The organism is Micromonospora sp. NPDC048169 (genome assembly GCF_040652815.1).
Taxonomy (GTDB): Bacteria; Actinomycetota; Actinomycetes; order Mycobacteriales; family Micromonosporaceae; genus Micromonospora.
The window spans coordinates 1-20,191 of sequence record NZ_JBEZMS010000063.1 but is presented as its reverse complement, the minus strand read 5'-3'; the positions used below and the strand labels follow the sequence as shown (position 1 = coordinate 20,191).

The following is a 20,191-nucleotide window of genomic DNA, read 5'->3' as shown; positions in this document are numbered from 1 at the left end:
CCGCGAACGACACACCGTCCACGGCCCGCACCACACCGTCCTCGGTGTCGAACCGCACCCGCAGATCCCTGACCTGGAGATAGGGACCGTCGCCGGAGCGCTGCTCCGGCACCTCCGGGCGGTCCGGCTCCCCGGACGGCACCGCCTCCGACCTGCCCATTGACCGCCTCCCCTTCGGTGATGAAGAGAACCTACAGGAAATCACCGAAGGTGAAAATAAGCTACAAAGCGCGAGCTGTCAGCGGCCGGAGCGTAACGACATGGTCTCCGATCAGCCGATCCTGCCGCAGATCCGCACTCACCGCACGTGCCCCCGGTGGGCGGGCTCGGCCCGCCCACCGGGAGACACATCAGCCTTCGGTGACGGTGAGGACCACCGGACCACCGGGCAGCGTGCGGCTGTCCGGGCGATCCGGCATGTTCCAGGCGGTGCTGGCCCGGGCGGCGTCACTCAGCACGAATCCCACCGTGTACCTCCCCGGGGACAACCCCTGCCACGGAAGGTAGACCCAGGTGGTCACCGTCCCGTCGGGCGCCTGGTTGATGCCCCCGAAGGACTGGGACACCATGTCACCGTCGGCGTCGTACAGGTAGACACCCACGCCGTTGATCGGTGCGACCTGCACCTCGGCGTCGATGGTGAGCTTGACCGAGGACTGCCCCACCTCGCTCGACGGCACCGAGGACGGGTCGAGAGTGGCGCTCCGCGCCATCGGCGGGTTGGTGCTCGGCACCCGCGTGATGGTCAACCCCGGATCCGGGGCGCGGTACATGCTTCCGTACAGCGCCACGTTGCCCGCGCCGTCGACCACCGCCAAGCCCTCGACCACGCACTCCTCGGTCTGCTGGTAGACCATGACCCGTACCGCCACACGACCGTCCGCCCTCGTGGTGGGCAGGCCGTACTGCTGGCAGCCGCCGACGAGGTCGAGCTGAATGGTCGAGAGCCCCTTCCGCGCGTCGGTCACGACCATGCTGACATCGGTCATCACCGAGTCACGCCAGTTGTCCACCGGGTTCGGGCTCACCGCGAAGTCGCTCGCTCGCAGCGTGGAGTTCGTCGTGGTGGTGACGGACGGCGCCGTCGGATTCTTGTAGGTGGTCGTCCCGCCGGCATTGTTCCGGAGCACCAGGGCCGCCACCCGCCAGTTGCCGGTGGCCGTGTCCGAGGGCAACGCCACGTCGACAGCGCACGCCATGTAGACGCCGTCCTGCTGGCCGCTGCTGACCCGGCCGCACCGCAGACCCGTGCTGTATTCCTCACGTTCCCAGGTGAAGGCCGTGGTGATGCTCGCGCCGCCCGGACCGGCCAGCCGGATCGTGCCCTTCCAGAAGCCGGACTGCCAGTCCTGCACGGTGAAGTCATAGGTCACAGTCGCCGGACCGTTCCCCATGTAGAGGTAGGGGCGGCGCAGGAACGAGTTCAACGAGATCGAGTCGGCGCTCGGCCCGGACGAGTCGATCAGCGTCCGGGCCGTGAACTGGTAGCCGAACGCCTGGAGGCGGACCCCGGAGACCGTGGCCGTGGTGCCCCGGTAACCGATAGTGACCTTGGTGACCTCCCACAGGGCGGTGTCCGCGTCGGAGTAGCGCCGGACCGGGAGGTCGAAGGAGTAGGTGGACCGCTGCGGCGTCCCCGACTCGTACACGGCGTCACTGCAGCAGGTCTCCTGGTACGCGTAGCGCGCGATCCAGTCGTGACCGACCAGTTCGCCGGTGACCGTGCTGCGCATGCGCATCGTGACCGTGCCGAAGACGAAGTCGGCGTCCGGGTCGGAGTTGGTGACCGTCCAGGTCAGCTTGTTGGCGGCGTAGTCACCCGTCGCGTCCACAGTGGTGTCGGCGAAGGCGAGGGCGGTCAGCCCGAGTCGTGGGGCCGCGGCGTGGGCGGCAGTGGCGCCGAACATGGTCGCGGCAACCATGACGACGAGCGTCAACGCACCGCGGAGTAGTCGGTGCGCGGAAGTGGCAGACATGGGGATTTCTTATCAGCGTTGACCGATTCCGGTTGCCCCGCAACCGCCCTGACCGGCGTCGATTTCGCGACAACCGGCCGCGCCGCCGGATGACCTCGTCCCCTGACGGATGTCGGTGCGCTCGCCTAGGGTCGAACGCATGAGCGAGTTCGACGCGGCGACCGCCGCCGTCCAGGCCGCCCTCGACGCGGGCGCCCGCTACGCCGACGCCCGTGTCATGCACCGCCGCTACGAGTCGATGTCGGCACGCAACGGCGACATCGAGGAGCTGAGCCAGGACGAGAGCATCGGGCTGGGCGTACGCGCGCTCGTCGGGTCGGGTTGGGGCTTCCACGCCGTACCCGATCTGTCCGACGCCGCGGCCCGCGACGCCGGCCGGCGTGCCGCGGCGATCGCCACCGCGAGCGCCCGGGTTCCCGGCCCGCCGATCGACCTGGTGCCGGTCGAGGCGACGGTGGCGAGCTGGGCCTCGGAGTGCGCCGTCGACCCGCTCGGGGTGCCGCTGTCGGACAAGGGCGACCTGCTGGTCCGGGCCACCGCCACGATGCGCGAGCACGGCGCCGACCTGGGCGAGGGGCTCTATCAGATCTGGGACACCTCGAAGTGGTTCGTCTCCAGCGAGGGTCACCGCATCGACCAGCGCATCCGGGAGTGCGGCGGCGGGATCTCGGCCACCTCGATCGGTGACGGCGAGACCCAGCGCCGGTCCTACCCGAGCTACCGCGGGCAGTACGGCACCACCGGCTGGGAGCTGGTCACCTCGCTGGACCTGGCCGCGCACGCCGCCCGGATCGCCGAGGAGTCCCGCGAGCTGCTGACCGCGCCGCTCTGTCCGGCCGGCGAGACCGATCTGATCCTCGGCGGCGAGCAGCTCGCGCTTCAGATCCACGAGTCGGTCGGGCACGCCATCGAGCTGGACCGCATCCTCGGCTGGGAGGCGGCGTTCGCCGGCACGTCCTGGCTCGACCTGGCCCGGCTCGGCTCGCTGCGTTACGGCTCGGAGCTGATGAACGTGACGATCGACCCGACCATCCCGGGCGCGCTGGGCAGCTTCGGCTACGACGACGAGGGCTCACCGGCGGTCGCCCGCGACGCGGTGCGCGAGGGACGGTGGGTCGGGGTGCTCGCCGGCCGGGACTCGGCCGCCGTCGCCGGCCTGGACTACGGCGGCAGCGTACGGGCCGACGGCTGGGCCCGGCTGCCGATGGTGCGGATGACGAACGTGGGCCTGGAACCCGGCCCCCACACGCTCGACGAGATCATCGCGGCCACCGACGACGGGGTGCTGATGGACGTCAACCGCTCCTGGTCCATCGACGACAAGCGGCTCAACTTCCAGTTCGGCTGCGAGGTCGGCTGGGAGGTGAAGAAGGGCCGCCGGGGGCGGATGCTGCGCAACCCGACCTACACCGGCATCGGGCCGGTCTTCTGGCGCTCGATGGACATGCTCTCCTCGGAGACGGTCGCCTGGGGCACGCCCAACTGCGGGAAGGGGCAGCCCGGCCAGGTCGGGCACACCGGCCACCCGGCCGCGCCGGCCCGGTTCCGCGGCGTCCGGGTGGGGGTGCGGGCATGAGCGAGCGCAGCGAGCGAATCAGCAGGCTCAGGGCGACGGTGCCTCATGGCGCCACGCAGCGAAGCGGAGTGCCGGCATGAGCGCCGAGCTGGAGATCGCCGCCGGGGTGGTGGACCTGGTCCGGCACACGGCCGGTCCGGCCGCCGAGGCCGAGGTGCTGGTGACCCGTTCCGACCTGGCGCTGACCCGGTTCGCCAACTCGTTCATCCACCAGAACGTGGCCGAGACCGGTGTCGCCGTACACCTGCGGTTGCACGTGGACGGGCGGACCGCGACCGGCAGCGGCAGCCGGGTCGACGCCGACGGGCTGGCCGCGCTCGTCGAGCGGACCCGGGCCGCGGCCCGGCTCGCGCCGCCCGACCCGGCCTGGCCGGGCCTCACCGCGCCGACGCCGGTGCCGTCCGGCCCGGCCGTCGACGAGGCCACCGCGTTCGCCTCGCCCGACGAGCGGGCCGAGCGGGTGCGCGCGTTCGTGGAAGCGGTCGAAGGACTGGAGGCGGCCGGCTACTGCCGCACCGCGTACCGGTCGGGGGCGTTCGCCAACTCCGCCGGGCACACGGCGACCGGACGGGCGGCCGAGGCGGCGATGGACGGCATCGCCCGGGCCGGCGGCGCGGACGGGGTGGCGCGGCTCTGCGCCGACCGGCTGGCCGACCTCGACGGCGCGGCGCTCGGCGCCCGCGCGGCGGCGAAGGCGCGAGCCGCGGCCGACCCGGTCGAGCTGCCGCCCGGGCACTACGAGGTGGTGCTCGAACCGGCCGCCGTCGCCGACCTGCTGCAGAACCTGGCCTGGTACGGCTTCAACGGCAAGCGGTACGCCGAACGGCAGTCCTTCGCCGAGCCGGGCACCGCCCAGTTCGACCCGGCGGTGACGCTGGTGGACGACCCGCTGCACGCCGGCACCCTGCCGTTCGACCTGGAGGGCACACCCCGGCGGGCGTTGCCGCTGGTCGAGAGGGGCACCACCGGCGCGGTGGCGTACGACAGGCGCGGCGGCGCGGCGGCGGGCACCGGGTCCACCGGCCACGGTATGCCGGGCAGCGCGACCTTCGGGCCGATCCCGCACAACATCCGCCTGTCGGCGGACCCGCGCGTCGCCGATGCGGGCGCGGGTGTCGCGGCCGGGCCGGTGAGCGCGGGCGTGACCGGGGCGGTGGGCGACCCGGACACCGCCGCGCTGGTGGCCGGGGTGCGGCGCGGGCTGCTGGTGAGCGACTTCTGGTACACCCGCGTGCTGGACCCGAAGCAGCTGGTGGTCACCGGGCTGACCCGCAACGGGGTGTGGCTGGTCGAGGACGGCGTGCCGACCCGCGCGGTACGCGACTTCCGGTTCACCGAGTCGTATCCCCGGGCGCTGGGGCCGGGCCGGGTGCTCGGCCTGGGCCGGGCGGCGGTGCGCCAGCCGGGCCGCGTCGACGGCTCCTGGTACGAGGCGCCGACGCTGCGGCTGTCCTCCTGGCACTTCACCGGCGGCGCGTCCGGGTGACGCCGCGCTCCGAACGTGCCAGGACACCGCTCGGCGCACCGTTCGACCGACCCGACACATTGATCATGAACTGACTCTTTCCAAGCTGCGGGACACACGGGACACTGCGTTGCGCGGCCGGGCCGTGAAGATCGGCGTAACGTGTGTCACTTAGCCGCACCGGTTCGCCGGTGTGGCCTCGCGCGTGCGCAGGACGTGACAGTGACGTCAGGGAGATGACTCGAATGACAACTACGTCGGCCAGGACGCCGAGACCGCAGCCGCGGGGAGGGCGGGCACGCGCCGCCATCGCGGCGAAGACGTTGCGGACCGACAGATGGTGGCTCGCCCCGCTGATCACAGTGGTGGGGCTCAGCGCGTGGGTCATCTACGCGACGGTCCGGGTCTTCATGCACAAGTGGTACTGGGTGGAGCAGTACCACTACCTGACGCCGTTCTACTCCCCCTGCGTCACCGACCGCTGTGTCGAGGGCTCCTCGCACTTCGGGCAGTTCCTGCCCGGCTGGTGGATCATCCCGGACGCGGCGCTCACCCTGCCGTTCCTGCTGCTGTTCCGCCTCACCTGCTACTACTACCGCAAGGCGTACTACCGGTCGTTCTGGCTGTCGCCGCCGGCCTGCGCGGTGCCGGACGGGCACCAGTCGTACAGCGGCGAGACGCGGTTCCCGCTGCTCGGGCAGAACCTGCACCGCTACTTCTTCTACGCCGCCGCGATCATCTCGCTGATCAACACCTGGGACGCGATCCTGGCCTTCCACTCCCCCGAGGGCTTCGGCTTCGGCCTGGGCAACATCATCCTGGTCGGCAACGTGGTGATGCTGTGGGCGTACACGATCTCCTGCCACTCCTGCCGGCACATCATCGGCGGACGGCTCAAGCACTTCTCGAAGCACCCGATGCGCTACAGGGCGTGGACCGGGGTGTCCTGGTTGAACGTCCGGCACATGCAGCTCGCCTGGATCACCCTGGGCACGCTGGCGCTCACCGACTTCTACGTGATGGCGGTCGCCGCCGGCTGGATCAACGACCTGCGGTTCATCAACTGAGAGCCTGGACATGACTGAGACGCGAATCGAACGACACCACTACGACGTCGTCGTGATCGGGGCCGGGGGCGCCGGCCTGCGCGCGGCGATCGAGGCCCGGCTGGCGGGCAAGAAGACCGCGATCATCTCGAAGTCGCTGTTCGGCAAGGCGCACACGGTGATGGCCGAGGGCGGCGCGGCGGCCGCGATGGGCAACGTGAACTCGCGCGACAACTGGCAGGTGCACTTCCGGGACACCATGCGCGGCGGCAAGTTCCTCAACAACTTCCGGATGGCCGAGCTGCACGCCAAGGAAGCGCCGCAGCGGATCTGGGAGCTGGAGACGTACGGCGCGCTGTTCGACCGCACCAAGGACGGGAAGATCTCGCAGCGCAACTTCGGTGGCCACGAGTACCCGCGCCTGGCGCACGTCGGCGACCGGACCGGCCTGGAGCTGATCCGGACGCTCCAGCAGAAGATCGTCTCGCTCCAGCAGGAGGACAAGCAGGAGTTCGGCAGCTACGACGCGCGGATCCGGGTCTTCTCCGAGACCACGATCACCGAGCTGCTGCTCGACGGCGACCGGATCGCCGGCGCGTTCGGCTACTACCGCGAGTCCGGTGAGTTCATCCTCTTCGAGGCGCCGGCGGTGGTGCTGGCCACCGGCGGTGTCGGACGGTCCTACAAGGTCACCTCGAACTCGTGGGAGTACACCGGCGACGGCCACGCGCTGGCGCTGCGCGCCGGGGCCACGCTGATCAACATGGAGTTCCTCCAGTTCCACCCGACCGGCATGGTCTGGCCGCCGTCGGTGAAGGGCATCCTGGTCACCGAGTCGGTACGCGGCGACGGCGGGGTGCTGAAGAACTCCGAGGGCAAGCGGTTCATGTTCGACTACGTCCCGGACGTGTTCCGCAAGCAGTACGCGGAGACCGAGGAGGAGGCGGACCGCTGGTACACCGACCCGGACAACAACAGGCGTCCGCCGGAGCTGCTGCCCCGCGACGAGGTCGCCCGCGCGATCAACAGCGAGGTCAAGGAGGGCCGGGGTACGCCGGCCGGCGGCGTCTACCTGGACATCGCCTCCCGTAAGTCGGCCGAGGAGATCCGCCGCCGCCTGCCGTCGATGTACCACCAGTTCAAGGAGCTGGCCGACGTCGACATCACCAAGGAGCCGATGGAGGTCGGCCCGACCTGTCACTACGTGATGGGCGGCGTCGAGGTGGACCCGGACTCCGGCGCGGCGTACGGCTCGGTGCGCGGCCTCTACGCCGCCGGTGAGGTGTCCGGCGGCATGCACGGCTCGAACCGGCTCGGCGGCAACTCCCTGTCCGACCTGCTGGTCTTCGGCAAGCGCGCGGGCGGGCACGCCGCCACGTACACCGACCAGCTCACCGCCCGCCCGGCGGTGTCGGTGGCGGCGGTCGAGGCCGCGGTGGAGACGGCGCTGGCGCCCTTGCAGCGGGACACCGGCGAGAGTCCCTACCAACTCCAGCAGGACCTCCAGGCGGTGATGGGCGACCTGGTCGGCATCATCCGCCGGGAGAGTGAGCTGGAGGACGCCATGCGCAGGCTGGCCGAGCTGCGGGAGCGGGTGGCGAAGGTGAGCGCGGTCGGCGGCCGGCGCTACAACCCGGGCTGGCACCTGGCGCTTGACCTGCGCAACATGCTCGTGGTCTCGGAGTGCACCGCGATGGCGGCGCTGGAGCGGCGGGAGTCGCGCGGCGGGCACACCCGGGAGGACTACCCGGCGATGGACCCGAAGTGGCGGCGGGTCAACCTGGTCTGTTCGCTGGACGGTGACGCGGTCCGGCTCACCGAGAAGCCGCTGCCGGAGATGCGGCCGGAGCTGATCGGGCTGTTCGACCGGGCAGAGCTGGCCAAGTACCTGACCGACGAGGAACTCGCCGAGTTCGACGCCCTCACCGAGGAGGCGAACAACTGATGGGAAGTAAGCGCCAGTTCCGCATCTGGCGGGGCGACGAGACCGGCGGTGACCTGCGGGACTACACGGTCGAGGTGAACGAGGGCGAGGTCGTCCTCGACGTGATCCACCGGCTCCAGGCCACCGAGGCGCCGGACCTGGCGTGCCGGTGGAACTGCAAGGCCGGCAAGTGCGGCTCCTGCTCGATGGAGATCAACGGCAAGCCGCGGCTGGGCTGCATGACCCGGATGTCGACGTTCGAGGAGTCGGAGACCGTCACGGTCACCCCGCTGCGCACCTTCCCGGTGATCCGGGACCTGGTCACCGACGTCTCGTTCAACTACGAGAAGGCCCGGGAGACCCCGGCGTTCGCGCCGCCGGCCGACGTGGCACCCGGCGACTACCGGATGCAGCAGGTCGACGTGGAGCGCTCGCAGGAGTTCCGCAAGTGCATCGAGTGCTTCCTGTGCCAGAACGTCTGCCACGTGATCCGCGACCACGACGAGAACAAGCCGGCGTTCTCCGGGCCCCGGTTCTTCATCCGGGCGGCCGAGCTGGACATGCACCCGCTCGACGCGCGTACCGACCGGCGCGAGTACGCGCAGTCGGACATGGGGCTCGGATTCTGCAACATCACCAAGTGCTGCACCGAGGTCTGCCCCGAGCACATCAAGATCACCGACAACGGGATCATCCCCATGAAGGAACGGGTCGTCGACCGCAGGTACGATCCCCTTGTGTGGCTCGGTAACAAGATCTTCCGGAGGGGTCAGGTGCCTCAGACCAGCGCGACAAGCGGGCATTCGAGCGGTACCGGCACGTCCGGAGGGGCGCACGGCGGGGCGCACGCGCACGGCGGCGGTTCGCACGCCGCCGGGGTGCACTCGCACGCGGGCGGCTCGCACGACAGCGCCGCCGAGCGTCAGGCGCAGCAGGGCGTCAACTGGCACCGCGAGGTGCCGCACCCGACCGCCCCGGCGGTGGACGCCAACGGCCGGCTGCCGCTGACCGAGCTGACGTTCAACAAGGCCGCCGCGCCGTCGCCGTTCGGCGACGACGTGACGTTCCCGCTGCCGCCGGAGCACCTCAACTTCGCTCACCCGCAGCAGGACGAGCCGAAGCACTGAACAGCAGCACGACGATGACGGGGGCCAGCGGCACACGCCGCGGGCCCTCGTCCCGTTTCCGCCCGGCTGTCCGGTTCTCCGGACGGCCCGGCCCGTGCCGTGCTCGTTCAGGAGGCGTCGAGCAGCGGTCGCAGCGCGGCCACGATCGGCACGTCGGCCGGCAGCCAGTCGACGCTGTCCAGCTCGGCGGCGGACAGCCAGCGCAGCTCGGCGTGCTCCAGCGCCTTCGGCTCGTCGCCGTGCAGCAGACGGGCGGCGTAGACGCGCAGCACGGACCGGCCGTGCGCCATCCGCACGTCGCGGCCGACACGGGCGCCGACGGACACCCGTACGCCCAGTTCCTCGACGCACTCCCGGGCCAGCGCGTCGGTCTCGGCCTCGCCCGGCTCGACCTTTCCGCCCGGGAACTCCCAACGCCCCGCCACCTCGGGGGGCGCGGAGCGCTCGCATGCCAGCACCCGGCCGCCCTCGATGATCGCCGCCCCGACGACCACCCTCGGCTCCCGCCGGTCGGCCTGCCCGCTTCCGCTAACCCGTTCGGTCCGCACGGGCCACCAGCGTGCCAGATCAATCGGCGGTTTGGGTAGCCGCGTCGGCCGTCAGGTCAGCAGAACACGGAAGTGTGGGCGTGGACACACCATCTGAGCGGCGAGAGACTAGAGGGCGTCGACTGGGACACGGGATGGCGACGATTTGGCCACAAGCCGGCAACGACGCCTGGGAGGTGCGGTGATGCGCGTGCTGTTCAGCGGCCGTGCGAAGCACGACTATCTCAGCGACGCACTCGCCCTGCTGTCCGGATGGACGCGCGAGGGCGAACAGATCCGCCGCACGATCGTCCTCGACGACACGCAGCACGCCGCGCTCACCGAGCGGGTGGCGGTGGTCGCCGACGCGCTGCGGCTGCGCCCCGAGATCAGTCGCCGGGCCGACCGCACCCAGATCCGGCTCGGGCACGACGACGGCGAACCGCTCACCGAGGGTGAGGTGCTGCTCGCCGCACGCATCGAGGACGCGGTCCGGGCGGTCACCGAGCACTGAGCGCTGGCGCGTCCCGCCTACCCTGTGGTGCATGTCTGGCCCCACGTACGACCGCAAGGAACAGTTCCAGCAGATCCAGAGCGGGCTGCTGCCCGGTGAGCAGATCATCGCCGTCTACGACGCGATCGGCACCGGCACCGGCTTCATCGGCCTGACCGACCGGCGCGTGATCATCCAGGACCGCTCCTTCGTCGGCAAGCGGTACGCGATCACCAGCATCCCGTACTCGAAGATCACCAGCGTGAGCGTGGTGAGCAACAAGTCCTGGGGTGGTTCGTTCTTCTCCACCGGGTCGATCGCTGTGCACGTCGGCACGCACACCTACGAGGTCGAGTTCCGGGGCGAGCAGAAGAGCCACCACGTCCACAACGTGATCCTGCACCACATCTCCTGACCCGCCTGGCACAATCGCCGCCATGCGAGGGCTGACGGCGCGGTGGCGGGTCTGGCGCGGCGCGCACCGGCGGGCCGTACGCCTGGCCGGCCGCCTCCTGGTGCTCGCCACCGCCGTCGCGCTGCTGCTGGGCGCCGCGACCGTCGCCAGCGTGACCTGGGTCCGCGACACGGCCGAGGGCCACCTGTTCGACGCCGCTGGCGCGCCGGAGACGCCGGTGGCAGTGGTGCTGGGCACCAAGGTGGAACCGGACGGCACGCCGTCGCCATTCCTGGCCGGCCGGCTGGAGACCGCCCGCCAGTTGTACGCCGCCGGCAAGGTCAAGGCGCTCCTGCTCTCCGGCGACCACATGGACTGGGACTACGACGAGCCGGAGGCGATGCGGCGCTGGCTCGTCGAGCGGGGTGTGCCGGCGGAGAAGACGGTGCTGGACCACGCCGGGTTCGACACGTACGACTCGTGCGTGCGCGCGTACCGGGTCTTCGGCGTGCGGCGGGCCACAGTGGTCACCCAGTCGTTCCACCTGCCGCGCGCGGTGGCGCTCTGCCGGGACGCCGGCATCGAGGCCGTCGGCGTCGGTGACGACACCGCCCGCCGGTACGCCCGCCAGTGGCGGATCAGCTCCACCCGGGAGTACGGGGCGTGCGTGAAGGCCGCCGTGGACGTGCTCACCGGGCGTGACCCGGTGCACCTCGGCCGCCGGGAGACCGGCGTGGACGACGCGTTGCGGGCGTAATCCGGTTGTCGCCCGGGCCGCTGGCTGTTCTGCTGAACCCGCGAAGCCGACCGGAGGGAGCACCGCCATGCCACACGCTGCGAAGCCCAGCCGCCCCGTCGTCACCCCATCCGAAACGAGGCTTCGTGTTGTCGTACCCCATTCCGGCGGAGGTCACTGACCTCGCGCCGCGTCCTGTCCCGTCCGCCCGGCGGGAGGGCGCGTGATGTCCCTCTTCGACGATCCCGGCCTGTTCGGCCGGCTCTGGGCCGCCACCTACGACGGCCCCGGCAATCCCGACCCGGCCCCGGCCGTCGACTTCCTCGCCCCGCTGGCCGAGGGCGGTCCGGTGCTCGAACTGGCTGTGGGCACCGGCCGCGTGGCCCTGCCACTCGCCGCGCGCGGCCTGGCCGTGGAGGGCGTCGAGGCGTCCCCGGAGATGGTGGCGCACCTGCGCGCCAAGCCCGGCGGCGCCGACATGCCGGTCACCATCGGCGACATGGCGGACGTCCCCGTCCCGGGGCCGTACCGTCTGGTCTTCCTGGTGTTCAACACGCTGTTCAACCTGGTCTCGGAGGAGCGCCAGGCGGCGTGCTTCCGCAACGTCGCCCGGGTGCTCGCGCCCGGCGGGGCGTTCGTCATCGAGACCTTCGTGCCCGACCCGGCGGACTTCGACCGGGACGAGCAGGTCCAGGTGCGGGAGGTGACCGAGGACTCGGCCACCATCCGCATGCACCGGTACGACCGGGCGGCGCAGACGTTCGTGCGGCAGACCGTCACGTTCGACGCCGCCGGCGTGCACCTGAAGCCGTTCGCCATGCGGTACGCCTGGCCGGAGCAGATCGACGAGCTGGCGGAGCAGGCCGGGCTCCGGCTCACCGAGCGGTACGCGGACTGGGACGGGTCGCCGTTCGACGCGGACAGCCGCGCGCACATCTCCGTCTACCGGCGCCGGTAGCGGTCACGCCGAGGGCCGGGGTCTCGCGTCCCGGCCCTCGGCCTGCGCCGATACGCTGACGCCGCCGGGGTCTGCGCGGTCCCGGGCAGGAGGGACCGATGACAGTCACCGTCGCCGCCATGGACGACTCGCACGCCGACGTCGTGCTGGAGATCTACCGCCTCGGCATCGCCGAGGGCAACGCCACGTTCGAGACCGAGGCGCCGGACTGGGCGCGGTTCACCGCTGGACGGCTGGCCGGCCACCGCTGGGTGGCGCTCGACGAGGCGGGCGACGTGCTGGGCTGGGTGGCCTGCTCGGCGGTCTCCGACCGCTGCGTCTACGCCGGCGTGGTCGAGCACTCCGTCTACGTGCACCCGCGAGGGCGCGGGCGCGGGGTCGGCCGGGCGCTGCTGGAGGCGCTGATCGCCTCCACCGAGGCGGCCGGGATCTGGACCATCCAGTCCGGCGTGTTCCCGGAGAACACCGCGAGTCTCGCGCTGCACGCGGCGTGCGGCTTCCGCGTCGTCGGCACCCGCGAGCGGGTAGGCCGCCACCACGGCACCTGGCGCGACGTAACCCTCATCGAACGCCGCAGCCCAGAGATCTGACCCCCGCCCCCGCCCTCCCCCGCCTCCGCCCCCGGCTCACCCCGGTGATCAAGGAGTTGGTGTCCGGTCGGCGTGGTCCGGGTGACGTAAACCCCTTGATCACCGGGCTGGTCAGGTGCCGGCCAGGTGACGGCGCACCAGGGCGTCCCGCTCCAGGATCAGGTCGACCATCTGCCAGAACTCGGCGAGCCGGGGATGGGTCAGCCCTTCCTCGCGGCTGAGCTTGCGGCCGAAGATCGGGCTGTCCCCGCGACCTCACCACCGTTGACGAGCGTCGCGGCCGGCCCCGGCGAGCCGGCCACCGGTCCGACCCGGCAGCCGAAGGTGACGTGGTCGTCGACGTCGTCGCGGCCCCAGCTGCCCAGGATCGCGTCGATCCAGACCTCGTGCACGCCGTCGTGGTGGTAGCAGCTCGCGAAGTAGACGGCCACTGTCGCGTCATGGGTGCGGATGTCGGCCCAGGTCCGCTCCGCGGCGGTGTCGCAACAGCCGCAGACGAACTCCCGTGCCTGGCGCGTACTCTCGTCGATCCTCAGTTCCACGACGCGAACCCTAAGACACTTGACGGGGCGGCGCGGCGGTGCGATGGTTAACTACATGAGTAATGAACCAACGGAGCTGGTATGGATGACGGTCGGCCGATCTTCGTCCAGATCGCGGAGCTGATCGAGAACTCGATCATCGACGGGACGTACGCGGAGGAGACCCAGGTGCCGTCCACAAACGAGCTGGCGGCGTTTCACCGGATCAATCCCGCGACTGCCGCCAAGGGGATCAACCGCCTGGTCGATGACGGGATTCTCTACAAACGCCGGGGAATCGGAATGTTCGTGGCAACGGGGGCCAGCGAAACACTCCGAGAGCGTCGCCGGCACGAGTTCTCCGACCAGTACGTGCGGCCACTCATCGAGGAGGCCCGCAAATTGGGCATCGGCACCGAGGAGCTGAAGAAGCTCATCGAGACATGGGAGGAGCAACGATGAGCGTCGTGGCGGCTGCCGGCCTCACGAAGCGGTACGGCGACGTGGCCGCTCTCGACAACGTCACCTTCACCCTGACGGGAAACAAGATCTACGGCCTCCTCGGCCGCAACGGTGCCGGAAAGACGACGCTGATGCAGCTGATCACCGGCCAGCAGAGCGTCTCCAGTGGCGACCTGACACTCTTCGGCGAGCGGCCGTACGAGAACGAACGGGCGCTGTCGCGCGTGGTCTTCATCAAGGAGAGCCAGACGTACCCGGCCGCCTACCAGGTCCGGCACGTCCTGAGCCTGGCCGGGCGGCTGTTCCCGAACTGGGACGAGGACTTCGCGCAGTCCCTCGTGGACGACTTCGAGCTGCCGCGCAAGCGCAACGTGCGCAAGCTGTCCCGCGGTATGACGTCCGCGCTGGGCGTCACGATCGGCCTGGCCGCACGGGCGCCGCTGACCTTCTTCGACGAGCCGTACCTCGGTCTCGACGCGGTGGCCCGGCAGCTCTTCTACGACCGGCTGCTGGTCGACTACGCCGAGAACCCGCGCACCGTCGTGCTCTCCACGCACCTCATCGACGAGGTGGCCGACCTGATCGAGCACGTGGTGCTGCTCGATCACGGCAGGCTGCTGCTCGACGCGCCCAGCGACGACCTGCGCGGCGAGGTGATGGAGGCGACCGGCCCCGCCGAGGCGGTGGACGAGTTCGGGACCGCGTACGCGGTGCTGCACCGCGAACAGCTCGGCGGCGCCGCCCGGACGACGCTGCGCGGCTCGTTCGACAACGCCGAACGGCTGCGCGCCAAGAAGCTCGGCATCGACCTGGCACCGGTATCGCTGCAGCAGGCCGTGGTGCGCCTGACGACGGAAAGGACGAACTCCCGATGACTCGCATCCTCGACGTCGCCCGGATGCACACCATCGCCTGGATCGGCCAGCTGGCCTGGCCGTGGGGCATCATGGCCATCTCGCTCGGCGTCAACCTGCTGATCTTCGCCTCGATCGACGAGGCGGCGCCGGGCAAGAACACCACGGGCGGTCTGGCCAGCCTCTACATCGTCTGCTCGATCGTCGCCGCCGCATCGATCAGCCAGGTGTTCCCGTTCGCCCTCGGCATGGGCGTCACCCGGCGCACCTTCTACCTCGCCACGGTGCTCGTCAACGTGGTGCAGGCGGCCGCCTACGGCGTCCTGCTCTACCTGCTCAACCTGATCGAGGGCGCCACCGGCGGCTTCGGGATCGAGCTCCGGTTCTTCCGGATCCCGTACATCGACGTCGACAACGGGCTGTTGCAGATCGCCGTCTACGCGGTGCCGTTCCTGTTCCTGAACTTCGTCTCCATCTTCGTCGCCGTCTGGTACGTCCGGTTCGGCATGAACGGCCTGCTCGGTGCCGGCGCGGCCCTGATCCTGGTGGCCGGCCTGCTCACCGCGCTGGTCATCTGGCAGGACTGGTTCGGCGACATCTGGCAGTGGTTGAGCAGCCAGCACCAGGTCAGCCTGCTGGTGGGGTGGCCCGCCCTGGTGGCGGTGGTGGCCGCGATCGGAGGCATGGCGGCCATCCGCCGGGCGAACGCCTGACGGCAGGTACGGGTGGCGGTCGCCGGTACGCGCGAGCGGGCCGGCGACCGCCCCGGTGCCCATCCAGCACACCCAGAAGCAGGCCCACCATGCCCCGGATAGCGTTCTCCGGTCCGGCATCCGATGTCGCCGCCACGCACGTCCACATGTCGGCCGGCTTGTCCGCCAGCTCCCAGCAGAGCTCGAATTCGCCGTTCACCGTGCCCCGGGCGACCAGTTCGCTGCCGAAGCCGCAGTCGCACTTGAGCCGTTTTCTTGTGCTGCCGCTTTACTGCTCGCTGCCCCACGTTCACAAGTCGCGCATTCGCCCTCTGGGCGCTCCTTGAGCAGGTCCGCGCACTCCGTATCCAGCCTGGCGCCGCCGCCGTTGTCGATATTTTTCGATTTTCCGCACACCCTGGGGCCTGGACGGTATCTTCTGGTTTGGCAATGAAGTTTCCGAGCAAACCAGCCATTGAGGAGTGGAGCCATGGCAAAGCTGGGAGTCGTGCGGAACGATTCAAACCGCCCTGTAATGACAGTGAATTCCGAACAGGGCGCGGGCGATGTTTTCGAAGCAAACAAGGACAAGGACTGCGATGGCTGGGCCGTGACGTTTCCATGGGCGACGCGGAAAGACAAATTTCTATGGATTGCCACCAAGGGCGACTGTTACAGGTTCCACGAGAAGTCGGTAGGGGGCAAGAACGTCATAGAAGGCTGTGGAATGGATGGGAAAATCACGGATTGGCTCGATACTCCTTCTGGCGCCGACATTGAGGCGGTCGTTGATGCGGAAGAAAACTGACATTGAAGAGCTTGTCAGCCTGAGGCCATCCCGTTCGCCCGCCGGCCCGCCCTCCTGAGGAGCGGGCTACCGCCCGACCCGCCACATCAAGACGGCCCTCGACACACGTTCGGACGCTGGCGGACCGGGCAAGGTCTGCTCGGTTGCCCAGGTCGTGCACCCGCCGTCCTGAAGCCGGAGCGTCCCGCGCCGGAGACGCGGTAACCACAACCCCGCGCCGCCGGTCGATGAGGCGTGGGGGCTGCACCCCGCGGTGCGCCCCAGAGCGAGGCACCACCGTTCTGAACTGCGGAAACAGGCCGGATTCAGACGTTGAAGCGGAACTCAGAGCCGCTTTCCGTCAACCAGCGGGAACACACTCCTGCGCCTGCTCACGGGGCTTCCCTGTCTGCCATGGCTGCTCGCTGGTTGACGACGTTTGACGGTGTCTTGTGCCCCCAGAGTGCCCCACACTCCAGGAGCGACTATCGTTCGCGGTTCGCGTCCAGCCGGTCAATCGTCACAAGGCCCTCCCGGGTTCGAAGTGTCACCTGGAAGTTCCAGCCCAGGTCGCTCAGAAGCGTGATGGTCCAAGCACCGCTCTCGCGATCCTCACTTTCCCCGACGACGTCAAGCCGATCGACATCGATCGCGCCGACGGACAACATCGCCGCATATCGGCGTGCGACGCTCCACCTCGCTCGGGAGATCGCCTCCTCACGGCTTAGCGGCCTCACTTCGGCGGTTGTGCGCGCCTGACGTCGCTGGCGAAGTTGGGCAAAGAGGTTCCCCACCTGGTGCCCGATTGCAGCTTGGGTGACCGCGCCGCTGACGTAGAGAGCCACTGCCATGATCTCTCCGCTGTCGCCGCCCCAGCTGGTGCGCCCGCTCTCGACGCTGATCCGGTAAGACTGGCCAGACTGGTCGACGAGCGATTCCACCTTGTCGCGCAGATCAAGCGTCTCGGCGCGCGGCATCGTGAACTCCTCGAACCATACGTTCGAGGGAGCCGCCACGAGGCTGTCTCTTCTCGCCACCGTCACCTGCACCTGGACAGGCCAAGTCATCCGCTCCTGCAAGCTGACCGGGACGCTCTGAGGGGTGGGCTCGTCCACGCGGACAACCTACACCGCAGCATTGCCTTGCACCTTCAAGTGACCGCCTCCTACCTCAGTCCCCCGATGCGGTTGCTGTCAGCATTGCTGCCTTCACCGTGGGCTGGGCGCGCAACACGGCTAGGAGTTGACCTTCCTCAAATGCCGCCTCAGTTGTGGTACGTTCTGAGGAAGTTGGCCCCCGGAGGAGGAACCGTGGCGCAGCCTGGCCAGGAGTACATAGAGTGCGTCATACATGAGGGTGAGGCGGCGGTGGCCCGGCTCGCCTCCATGGGGCTGCGCGTTGCCCACTTCGACGCAGCGGTCCGGAAGGGACACGACCGGTCTTCCCAGGTGTCTCGCGTTCACCCTCGGACCTACAAGGGCCAGGTGATGTGGGCCGAGACCGTGGCCGAAATCCGTACGCAGCTCCTGGACCTGAACCAGGGGTGGGATATTGGTCAGACCGACAACTACGAAACCTCCTTCCACTCGGGTCGTGGCATTGCGATCGCTGTGGTCGGTGGAGATGTCAACTGCGGCGAGCGGACCTTTAGTGCGCCCAAGGCTTCGCGAAAGCGTGGCCCGGTGACCGCCAAGCGAATCCGTAAGAATCTTCTCGGGCAGCAGATGTTTGACCTACCCGAGTTCAAGGACCCCCCACAGGATGACGAGCTGTGTGACACCTGGTTTCTGATGCTGAACGCCAGGGATAACCGCATGTATCTTGAGCTTTCGTTGGCGACATCCCTTGGCCCAGACAGCAAATTCGGCCTGTGGAGAGAGCGCATTATCATGCCCTACATCCCGCTCCGGGGTGCCGTCGTAACCCCGATGGAGCCGGACGAGACCGAGCCTCCTCGCGTCAATGTTGGCCGAAAGTAAGCGTCAGCCGGAGTTCAACCCCAGTAGGCTCCGGCTGGCAAGAGAAAGGCGGGGCCTAACTAAGGAGGCCCTTGCCAAGCTCTGTGATGTTACCCGCCGGGCTGTCACGGATTGGGAATCGGGGAAGGTGGATAACCCTCCCGTTGCTCGAATCGCTGAAGCTTTGGAGTTTCCAGAATCGTTCTTCTTTGGAGACGATCTCGACGAGGTCAAAGTAGACGCGGTTAGTTTTCGCGCACTATCTAGCATGACATCGAGGCAGGTAAGTCGCGTCCTGTCGCATGCATCCATGCTGCGGGCGTTCTCGTCCTGGATTGATGGCCGATATGCGACACCTGACGTGGACGTCCCCTCCTTCGAGGAGCTGATTGCGTCTTTCCAAGACGCTGAGCCGTCACCCGTAGATGCCGCCAACTCATTGCGCCGCATGTGGAGTCTGGGCGCACGTCCTATCCCCGACATGCTAGCTCTGCTAGAGAGTAAAGGGGTTAGGGTTCTCGGGCTACCTTCTGACGAGAGGGAGGTTGACGCGTTTTCCTTCTGGCACGAGAATCGTCCTTTTGTCTTCTTAAACGCGTCGAAGAGTGCCGAGAGGCTACGGTTTGATCTAGCGCATGAACTTGGCCACCTGTGCATTCACCGAGACGTGCGGACGAACAGAAATCGTCAGTACGAGCTGGATGCCAACACATTCGCCAGCGCCTTCTTGATGCCTGCGGACGGACTTATCCCTCAGCTTGTGGGAAGCCCTTCCCTGCCTGACGTAATGGAATTGAAGGCGTATTGGAAGGTGTCGGCTACCGCCATGGTCCGCCGGCTGCACCAACTTAAGCGCATCAGTGACTGGCAGTACCGTACTTGGATGATCGACCTGAGCGAGCGAGGCTTCCGAACCAGCGAGCCGAATGGAGTAGCGCGGGAGCAGTCGGCCCTACTTCGTCAGGTGCTAGCCTTAGCGAGAGAAGACGGATGGCGGACTGAGCGCATATCGAAGGAGTTGGGAATTCCCCGACGGGACTTCACGGAGGCATTCCTCGGCCTCACTGTCATGTCGGTGAGCACAGGCATGACGGCTGCGCCCTTCAGTGCTCCTACTGCCCCCTCGGGCCCTCCTCAACTCCGTGCTGTCCGGTGAGCAGCTGGCCCACTCGGCCACCGCCATCCCAATGCTCATAAGGGGTCAAGCTCGGTCGGCCACCGCCTCGCCGATGGAGCTTGACCCCTTCGCCACCGCCTTCAGGGCCGAGAGCTGACCTGCTTTTCCAGCAGATAGGCGACGCCTTCGTCGGAGTTGGTCTGGACGTTGACTACACGCCAGCCCTCGGCCGCAACCCGGTTCAGATGGATAGCGTCGTAGTTCTCGGCAGCCCACTCCTGCGAGCGTCCCTCAGGGCCGATAAACGCCGCCGTCCGGCTGTTGTCCTTTTCGTACGTGAAGAGCTGAGCGTAGGCATACTTGATCACTCAGTCATCCTAGCCATCCTCGACCACCCGCTACCTTCGCGCCATCCCGTCTGCCGTCGACCCGCCCTCCTGGGGAGCGGGCCGCCGCCTGGCCCGCCACGTCAAGACGGCCTTGACGCACGTCCGGACGCTGGCGGGCCAGGCGGGGGTTTGCTCGGCTTGCCCGGGTCGATGGCAGGCGGGATGGCCTACCGCAACCACCCACGGACCGTGACCCGCCGGCGGAGCCCCGGCCATCCTGGAGCCGGAGCGCCCCCGCCGGAGGCGCAGTAACCGCAGCCCCGCAACCGCCGTCAGCTCGCCGACGCGGTCGGCGTGCGCTCTCCTACGCCGCGCGGGCTCGTGGCCGCGCGGCCTGGCCGGCTGCCGGCCCACCACCTCACTCATCTACGGCCTGTCGTTCTGCGGCGGCCCATTGGGCTTTCCGCTGTCCGCGCCAGCCGCCGGGCGTGTTGCGTGGCCGGAGTCGGAGCGCCAGCGGAGCGACGGACGCGCGCCCAGGCGGCGGCGCGTGCGGCCCGTTCAGGGCCGCCTTGAAGACGTACAGAAACTTTGAACCACCTCGCCGGCAGTCCGGCCGCCCATGCCTCTACGGCGCCGCAGCCCGCACCGCCTGGTCG

At 69.0% G+C, this 20,191-nt stretch carries 21 protein-coding genes and 1 pseudogene; 16 read left to right on the top strand and 6 right to left on the bottom strand.

The features are described 5' to 3' along the window. Together AB0D28_RS29015 and AB0D28_RS29010 are read right to left on the bottom strand one after the other, a co-directional pair. Positions 1-160, bottom strand: a pseudogene (locus AB0D28_RS29015) (ABC transporter ATP-binding protein); the annotation flags it as partial. A 190-nt stretch (positions 161-350) separates the two neighbouring features. Next, positions 351-1,922, bottom strand: coding sequence for a hypothetical protein (locus tag AB0D28_RS29010; RefSeq protein WP_357390972.1), 1,572 nt, complete (start codon positions 1,920-1,922; stop codon positions 351-353). Between the two features lie 193 nt (positions 1,923-2,115). Between AB0D28_RS29010 and AB0D28_RS29005 the strand changes: the two genes are divergently transcribed. The 5 genes from AB0D28_RS29005 (at position 2,116) to AB0D28_RS28985 (ending at position 9,114) form a co-directional block, all read left to right on the top strand. Further along, the gene (locus AB0D28_RS29005) at positions 2,116-3,552 is read left to right on the top strand and encodes a TldD/PmbA family protein (protein ID WP_357390971.1); all 1,437 of its coding nucleotides are present in this window, start codon (positions 2,116-2,118) and stop codon (positions 3,550-3,552) included. 76 nt (positions 3,553-3,628) lie between these two features. Continuing rightward, positions 3,629-5,038, top strand: coding sequence for a metallopeptidase TldD-related protein (locus tag AB0D28_RS29000; protein WP_357390968.1), 1,410 nt, complete (start codon positions 3,629-3,631; stop codon positions 5,036-5,038). A gap of 224 nt (positions 5,039-5,262) precedes the next feature. Continuing rightward, positions 5,263-6,084 carry a hypothetical protein gene (locus AB0D28_RS28995; protein WP_357390966.1) on the top strand — a complete coding sequence of 274 codons (822 nt, stop codon included), beginning with the start codon at positions 5,263-5,265 and terminating at the stop codon, positions 6,082-6,084. 10 nt (positions 6,085-6,094) lie between these two features. Next, on the top strand, positions 6,095-8,008 hold the full coding sequence (locus AB0D28_RS28990) for a fumarate reductase/succinate dehydrogenase flavoprotein subunit (RefSeq protein ID WP_357390965.1): 1,914 nt from the start codon (positions 6,095-6,097) through the stop codon (positions 8,006-8,008). After that, the gene (locus AB0D28_RS28985) at positions 8,008-9,114 is read left to right on the top strand and encodes a succinate dehydrogenase/fumarate reductase iron-sulfur subunit (protein WP_357390963.1); all 1,107 of its coding nucleotides are present in this window, start codon (positions 8,008-8,010) and stop codon (positions 9,112-9,114) included. Before AB0D28_RS28990 ends, AB0D28_RS28985 begins: the two co-directional genes overlap by 1 nt. 107 nt (positions 9,115-9,221) lie before the next feature. Here AB0D28_RS28985 and AB0D28_RS28980 read toward each other — a convergent pair whose 3' ends face one another. After that, complete coding sequence (locus tag AB0D28_RS28980) at positions 9,222-9,662, bottom strand: (deoxy)nucleoside triphosphate pyrophosphohydrolase (RefSeq protein ID WP_357390961.1); 441 nt, start codon at positions 9,660-9,662, stop codon at positions 9,222-9,224. A gap of 184 nt (positions 9,663-9,846) precedes the next feature. Here AB0D28_RS28980 and AB0D28_RS28975 point away from each other — a divergent pair, with 184 nt between their 5' ends. The 5 genes from AB0D28_RS28975 (at position 9,847) to AB0D28_RS28955 (ending at position 12,812) form a co-directional block, all read left to right on the top strand. Next, the gene (locus AB0D28_RS28975) at positions 9,847-10,155 is read left to right on the top strand and encodes a 4a-hydroxytetrahydrobiopterin dehydratase (protein WP_357390959.1); all 309 of its coding nucleotides are present in this window, start codon (positions 9,847-9,849) and stop codon (positions 10,153-10,155) included. Between the two features lie 31 nt (positions 10,156-10,186). Further along, the gene (locus tag AB0D28_RS28970; protein WP_357390957.1) at positions 10,187-10,549 is read left to right on the top strand and encodes a PH domain-containing protein; all 363 of its coding nucleotides are present in this window, start codon (positions 10,187-10,189) and stop codon (positions 10,547-10,549) included. A gap of 22 nt (positions 10,550-10,571) precedes the next feature. After that, positions 10,572-11,285: an ElyC/SanA/YdcF family protein gene (locus AB0D28_RS28965; protein WP_357390955.1), complete on the top strand. Its 714-nt coding sequence runs from the start codon at positions 10,572-10,574 to the stop codon at positions 11,283-11,285. Positions 11,286-11,490: 205 nt separating this feature from the next. Next, complete coding sequence (locus AB0D28_RS28960) at positions 11,491-12,222, top strand: class I SAM-dependent methyltransferase (protein WP_357390974.1); 732 nt, start codon at positions 11,491-11,493, stop codon at positions 12,220-12,222. A 98-nt stretch (positions 12,223-12,320) separates the two neighbouring features. Further along, the gene (locus tag AB0D28_RS28955) at positions 12,321-12,812 is read left to right on the top strand and encodes an N-acetyltransferase family protein (RefSeq protein ID WP_357390953.1); all 492 of its coding nucleotides are present in this window, start codon (positions 12,321-12,323) and stop codon (positions 12,810-12,812) included. 200 nt (positions 12,813-13,012) lie between these two features. Here the strand turns inward: AB0D28_RS28955 and AB0D28_RS28950 are convergent, their stop codons facing one another. Beyond that, positions 13,013-13,354, bottom strand: coding sequence for a hypothetical protein (locus tag AB0D28_RS28950; protein ID WP_357390951.1), 342 nt, complete (start codon positions 13,352-13,354; stop codon positions 13,013-13,015). A gap of 81 nt (positions 13,355-13,435) precedes the next feature. Between AB0D28_RS28950 and AB0D28_RS28945 the strand changes: the two genes are divergently transcribed. The 4 genes from AB0D28_RS28945 (at position 13,436) to AB0D28_RS28930 (ending at position 16,149) form a co-directional block, all read left to right on the top strand. Further along, entirely contained in the window at positions 13,436-13,795 is a 360-nt protein-coding gene (locus tag AB0D28_RS28945) for a GntR family transcriptional regulator (RefSeq protein ID WP_262015862.1), read from the top strand. Beyond that, positions 13,792-14,670: an ABC transporter ATP-binding protein gene (locus AB0D28_RS28940; protein WP_357390949.1), complete on the top strand. Its 879-nt coding sequence runs from the start codon at positions 13,792-13,794 to the stop codon at positions 14,668-14,670. Before AB0D28_RS28945 ends, AB0D28_RS28940 begins: the two co-directional genes overlap by 4 nt. After that, positions 14,667-15,362, top strand: a complete 696-nt coding sequence (locus AB0D28_RS28935; RefSeq protein ID WP_357390947.1) for an ABC transporter permease — start codon at positions 14,667-14,669, stop codon at positions 15,360-15,362. The genes AB0D28_RS28940 and AB0D28_RS28935 overlap by 4 nt, the downstream gene beginning before the upstream one ends. A gap of 469 nt (positions 15,363-15,831) precedes the next feature. After that, positions 15,832-16,149, top strand: coding sequence for a hypothetical protein (locus tag AB0D28_RS28930; protein ID WP_357390945.1), 318 nt, complete (start codon positions 15,832-15,834; stop codon positions 16,147-16,149). Positions 16,150-16,613: 464 nt separating this feature from the next. On the opposite strand, the gene AB0D28_RS28925 is transcribed toward AB0D28_RS28930, so the two are convergent. Then, entirely contained in the window at positions 16,614-17,243 is a 630-nt protein-coding gene (locus AB0D28_RS28925) for a hypothetical protein (RefSeq protein ID WP_357390943.1), read from the bottom strand. A gap of 195 nt (positions 17,244-17,438) precedes the next feature. Here AB0D28_RS28925 and AB0D28_RS28920 point away from each other — a divergent pair, with 195 nt between their 5' ends. Further along, complete coding sequence (locus AB0D28_RS28920) at positions 17,439-18,107, top strand: hypothetical protein (RefSeq protein ID WP_357390941.1); 669 nt, start codon at positions 17,439-17,441, stop codon at positions 18,105-18,107. Then, entirely contained in the window at positions 18,091-19,242 is a 1,152-nt protein-coding gene (locus AB0D28_RS28915; protein ID WP_357390939.1) for an XRE family transcriptional regulator, read from the top strand. The genes AB0D28_RS28920 and AB0D28_RS28915 overlap by 17 nt, the downstream gene beginning before the upstream one ends. A gap of 101 nt (positions 19,243-19,343) precedes the next feature. On the opposite strand, the gene AB0D28_RS28910 is transcribed toward AB0D28_RS28915, so the two are convergent. Continuing rightward, on the bottom strand, positions 19,344-19,571 hold the full coding sequence (locus tag AB0D28_RS28910; RefSeq protein WP_357390937.1) for a hypothetical protein: 228 nt from the start codon (positions 19,569-19,571) through the stop codon (positions 19,344-19,346). Between the last annotated feature and the right edge of the window lie 620 nt (positions 19,572-20,191).

Excerpts from the sequence above, each read along its gene's own strand:
- AB0D28_RS29010 (WP_357390972.1), bottom strand. The coding sequence starts at position 1,922 with ATGGTTGCCGCGACCATGTTCGGCGCCACTGCCGCCCACGCCGCGGCC.
- AB0D28_RS29005 (WP_357390971.1), top strand. The coding sequence starts at position 2,116 with ATGAGCGAGTTCGACGCGGCGACCGCCGCCGTCCAGGCCGCCCTCGAC.
- AB0D28_RS29000 (WP_357390968.1), top strand. The coding sequence starts at position 3,629 with ATGAGCGCCGAGCTGGAGATCGCCGCCGGGGTGGTGGACCTGGTCCGG.
- AB0D28_RS28995 (WP_357390966.1), top strand. The coding sequence starts at position 5,263 with ATGACAACTACGTCGGCCAGGACGCCGAGACCGCAGCCGCGGGGAGGG.
- AB0D28_RS28990 (WP_357390965.1), top strand. The coding sequence starts at position 6,095 with ATGACTGAGACGCGAATCGAACGACACCACTACGACGTCGTCGTGATC.
- AB0D28_RS28985 (WP_357390963.1), top strand. The coding sequence starts at position 8,008 with ATGGGAAGTAAGCGCCAGTTCCGCATCTGGCGGGGCGACGAGACCGGC.
- AB0D28_RS28975 (WP_357390959.1), top strand. The coding sequence starts at position 9,847 with ATGCGCGTGCTGTTCAGCGGCCGTGCGAAGCACGACTATCTCAGCGAC.
- AB0D28_RS28970 (WP_357390957.1), top strand. The coding sequence starts at position 10,187 with ATGTCTGGCCCCACGTACGACCGCAAGGAACAGTTCCAGCAGATCCAG.
- AB0D28_RS28965 (WP_357390955.1), top strand. The coding sequence starts at position 10,572 with ATGCGAGGGCTGACGGCGCGGTGGCGGGTCTGGCGCGGCGCGCACCGG.
- AB0D28_RS28960 (WP_357390974.1), top strand. The coding sequence starts at position 11,491 with ATGTCCCTCTTCGACGATCCCGGCCTGTTCGGCCGGCTCTGGGCCGCC.
- AB0D28_RS28955 (WP_357390953.1), top strand. The coding sequence starts at position 12,321 with ATGACAGTCACCGTCGCCGCCATGGACGACTCGCACGCCGACGTCGTG.
- AB0D28_RS28945 (WP_262015862.1), top strand. The coding sequence starts at position 13,436 with ATGGATGACGGTCGGCCGATCTTCGTCCAGATCGCGGAGCTGATCGAG.
- AB0D28_RS28940 (WP_357390949.1), top strand. The coding sequence starts at position 13,792 with ATGAGCGTCGTGGCGGCTGCCGGCCTCACGAAGCGGTACGGCGACGTG.
- AB0D28_RS28935 (WP_357390947.1), top strand. The coding sequence starts at position 14,667 with ATGACTCGCATCCTCGACGTCGCCCGGATGCACACCATCGCCTGGATC.
- AB0D28_RS28930 (WP_357390945.1), top strand. The coding sequence starts at position 15,832 with ATGGCAAAGCTGGGAGTCGTGCGGAACGATTCAAACCGCCCTGTAATG.
- AB0D28_RS28915 (WP_357390939.1), top strand. The coding sequence starts at position 18,091 with ATGTTGGCCGAAAGTAAGCGTCAGCCGGAGTTCAACCCCAGTAGGCTC.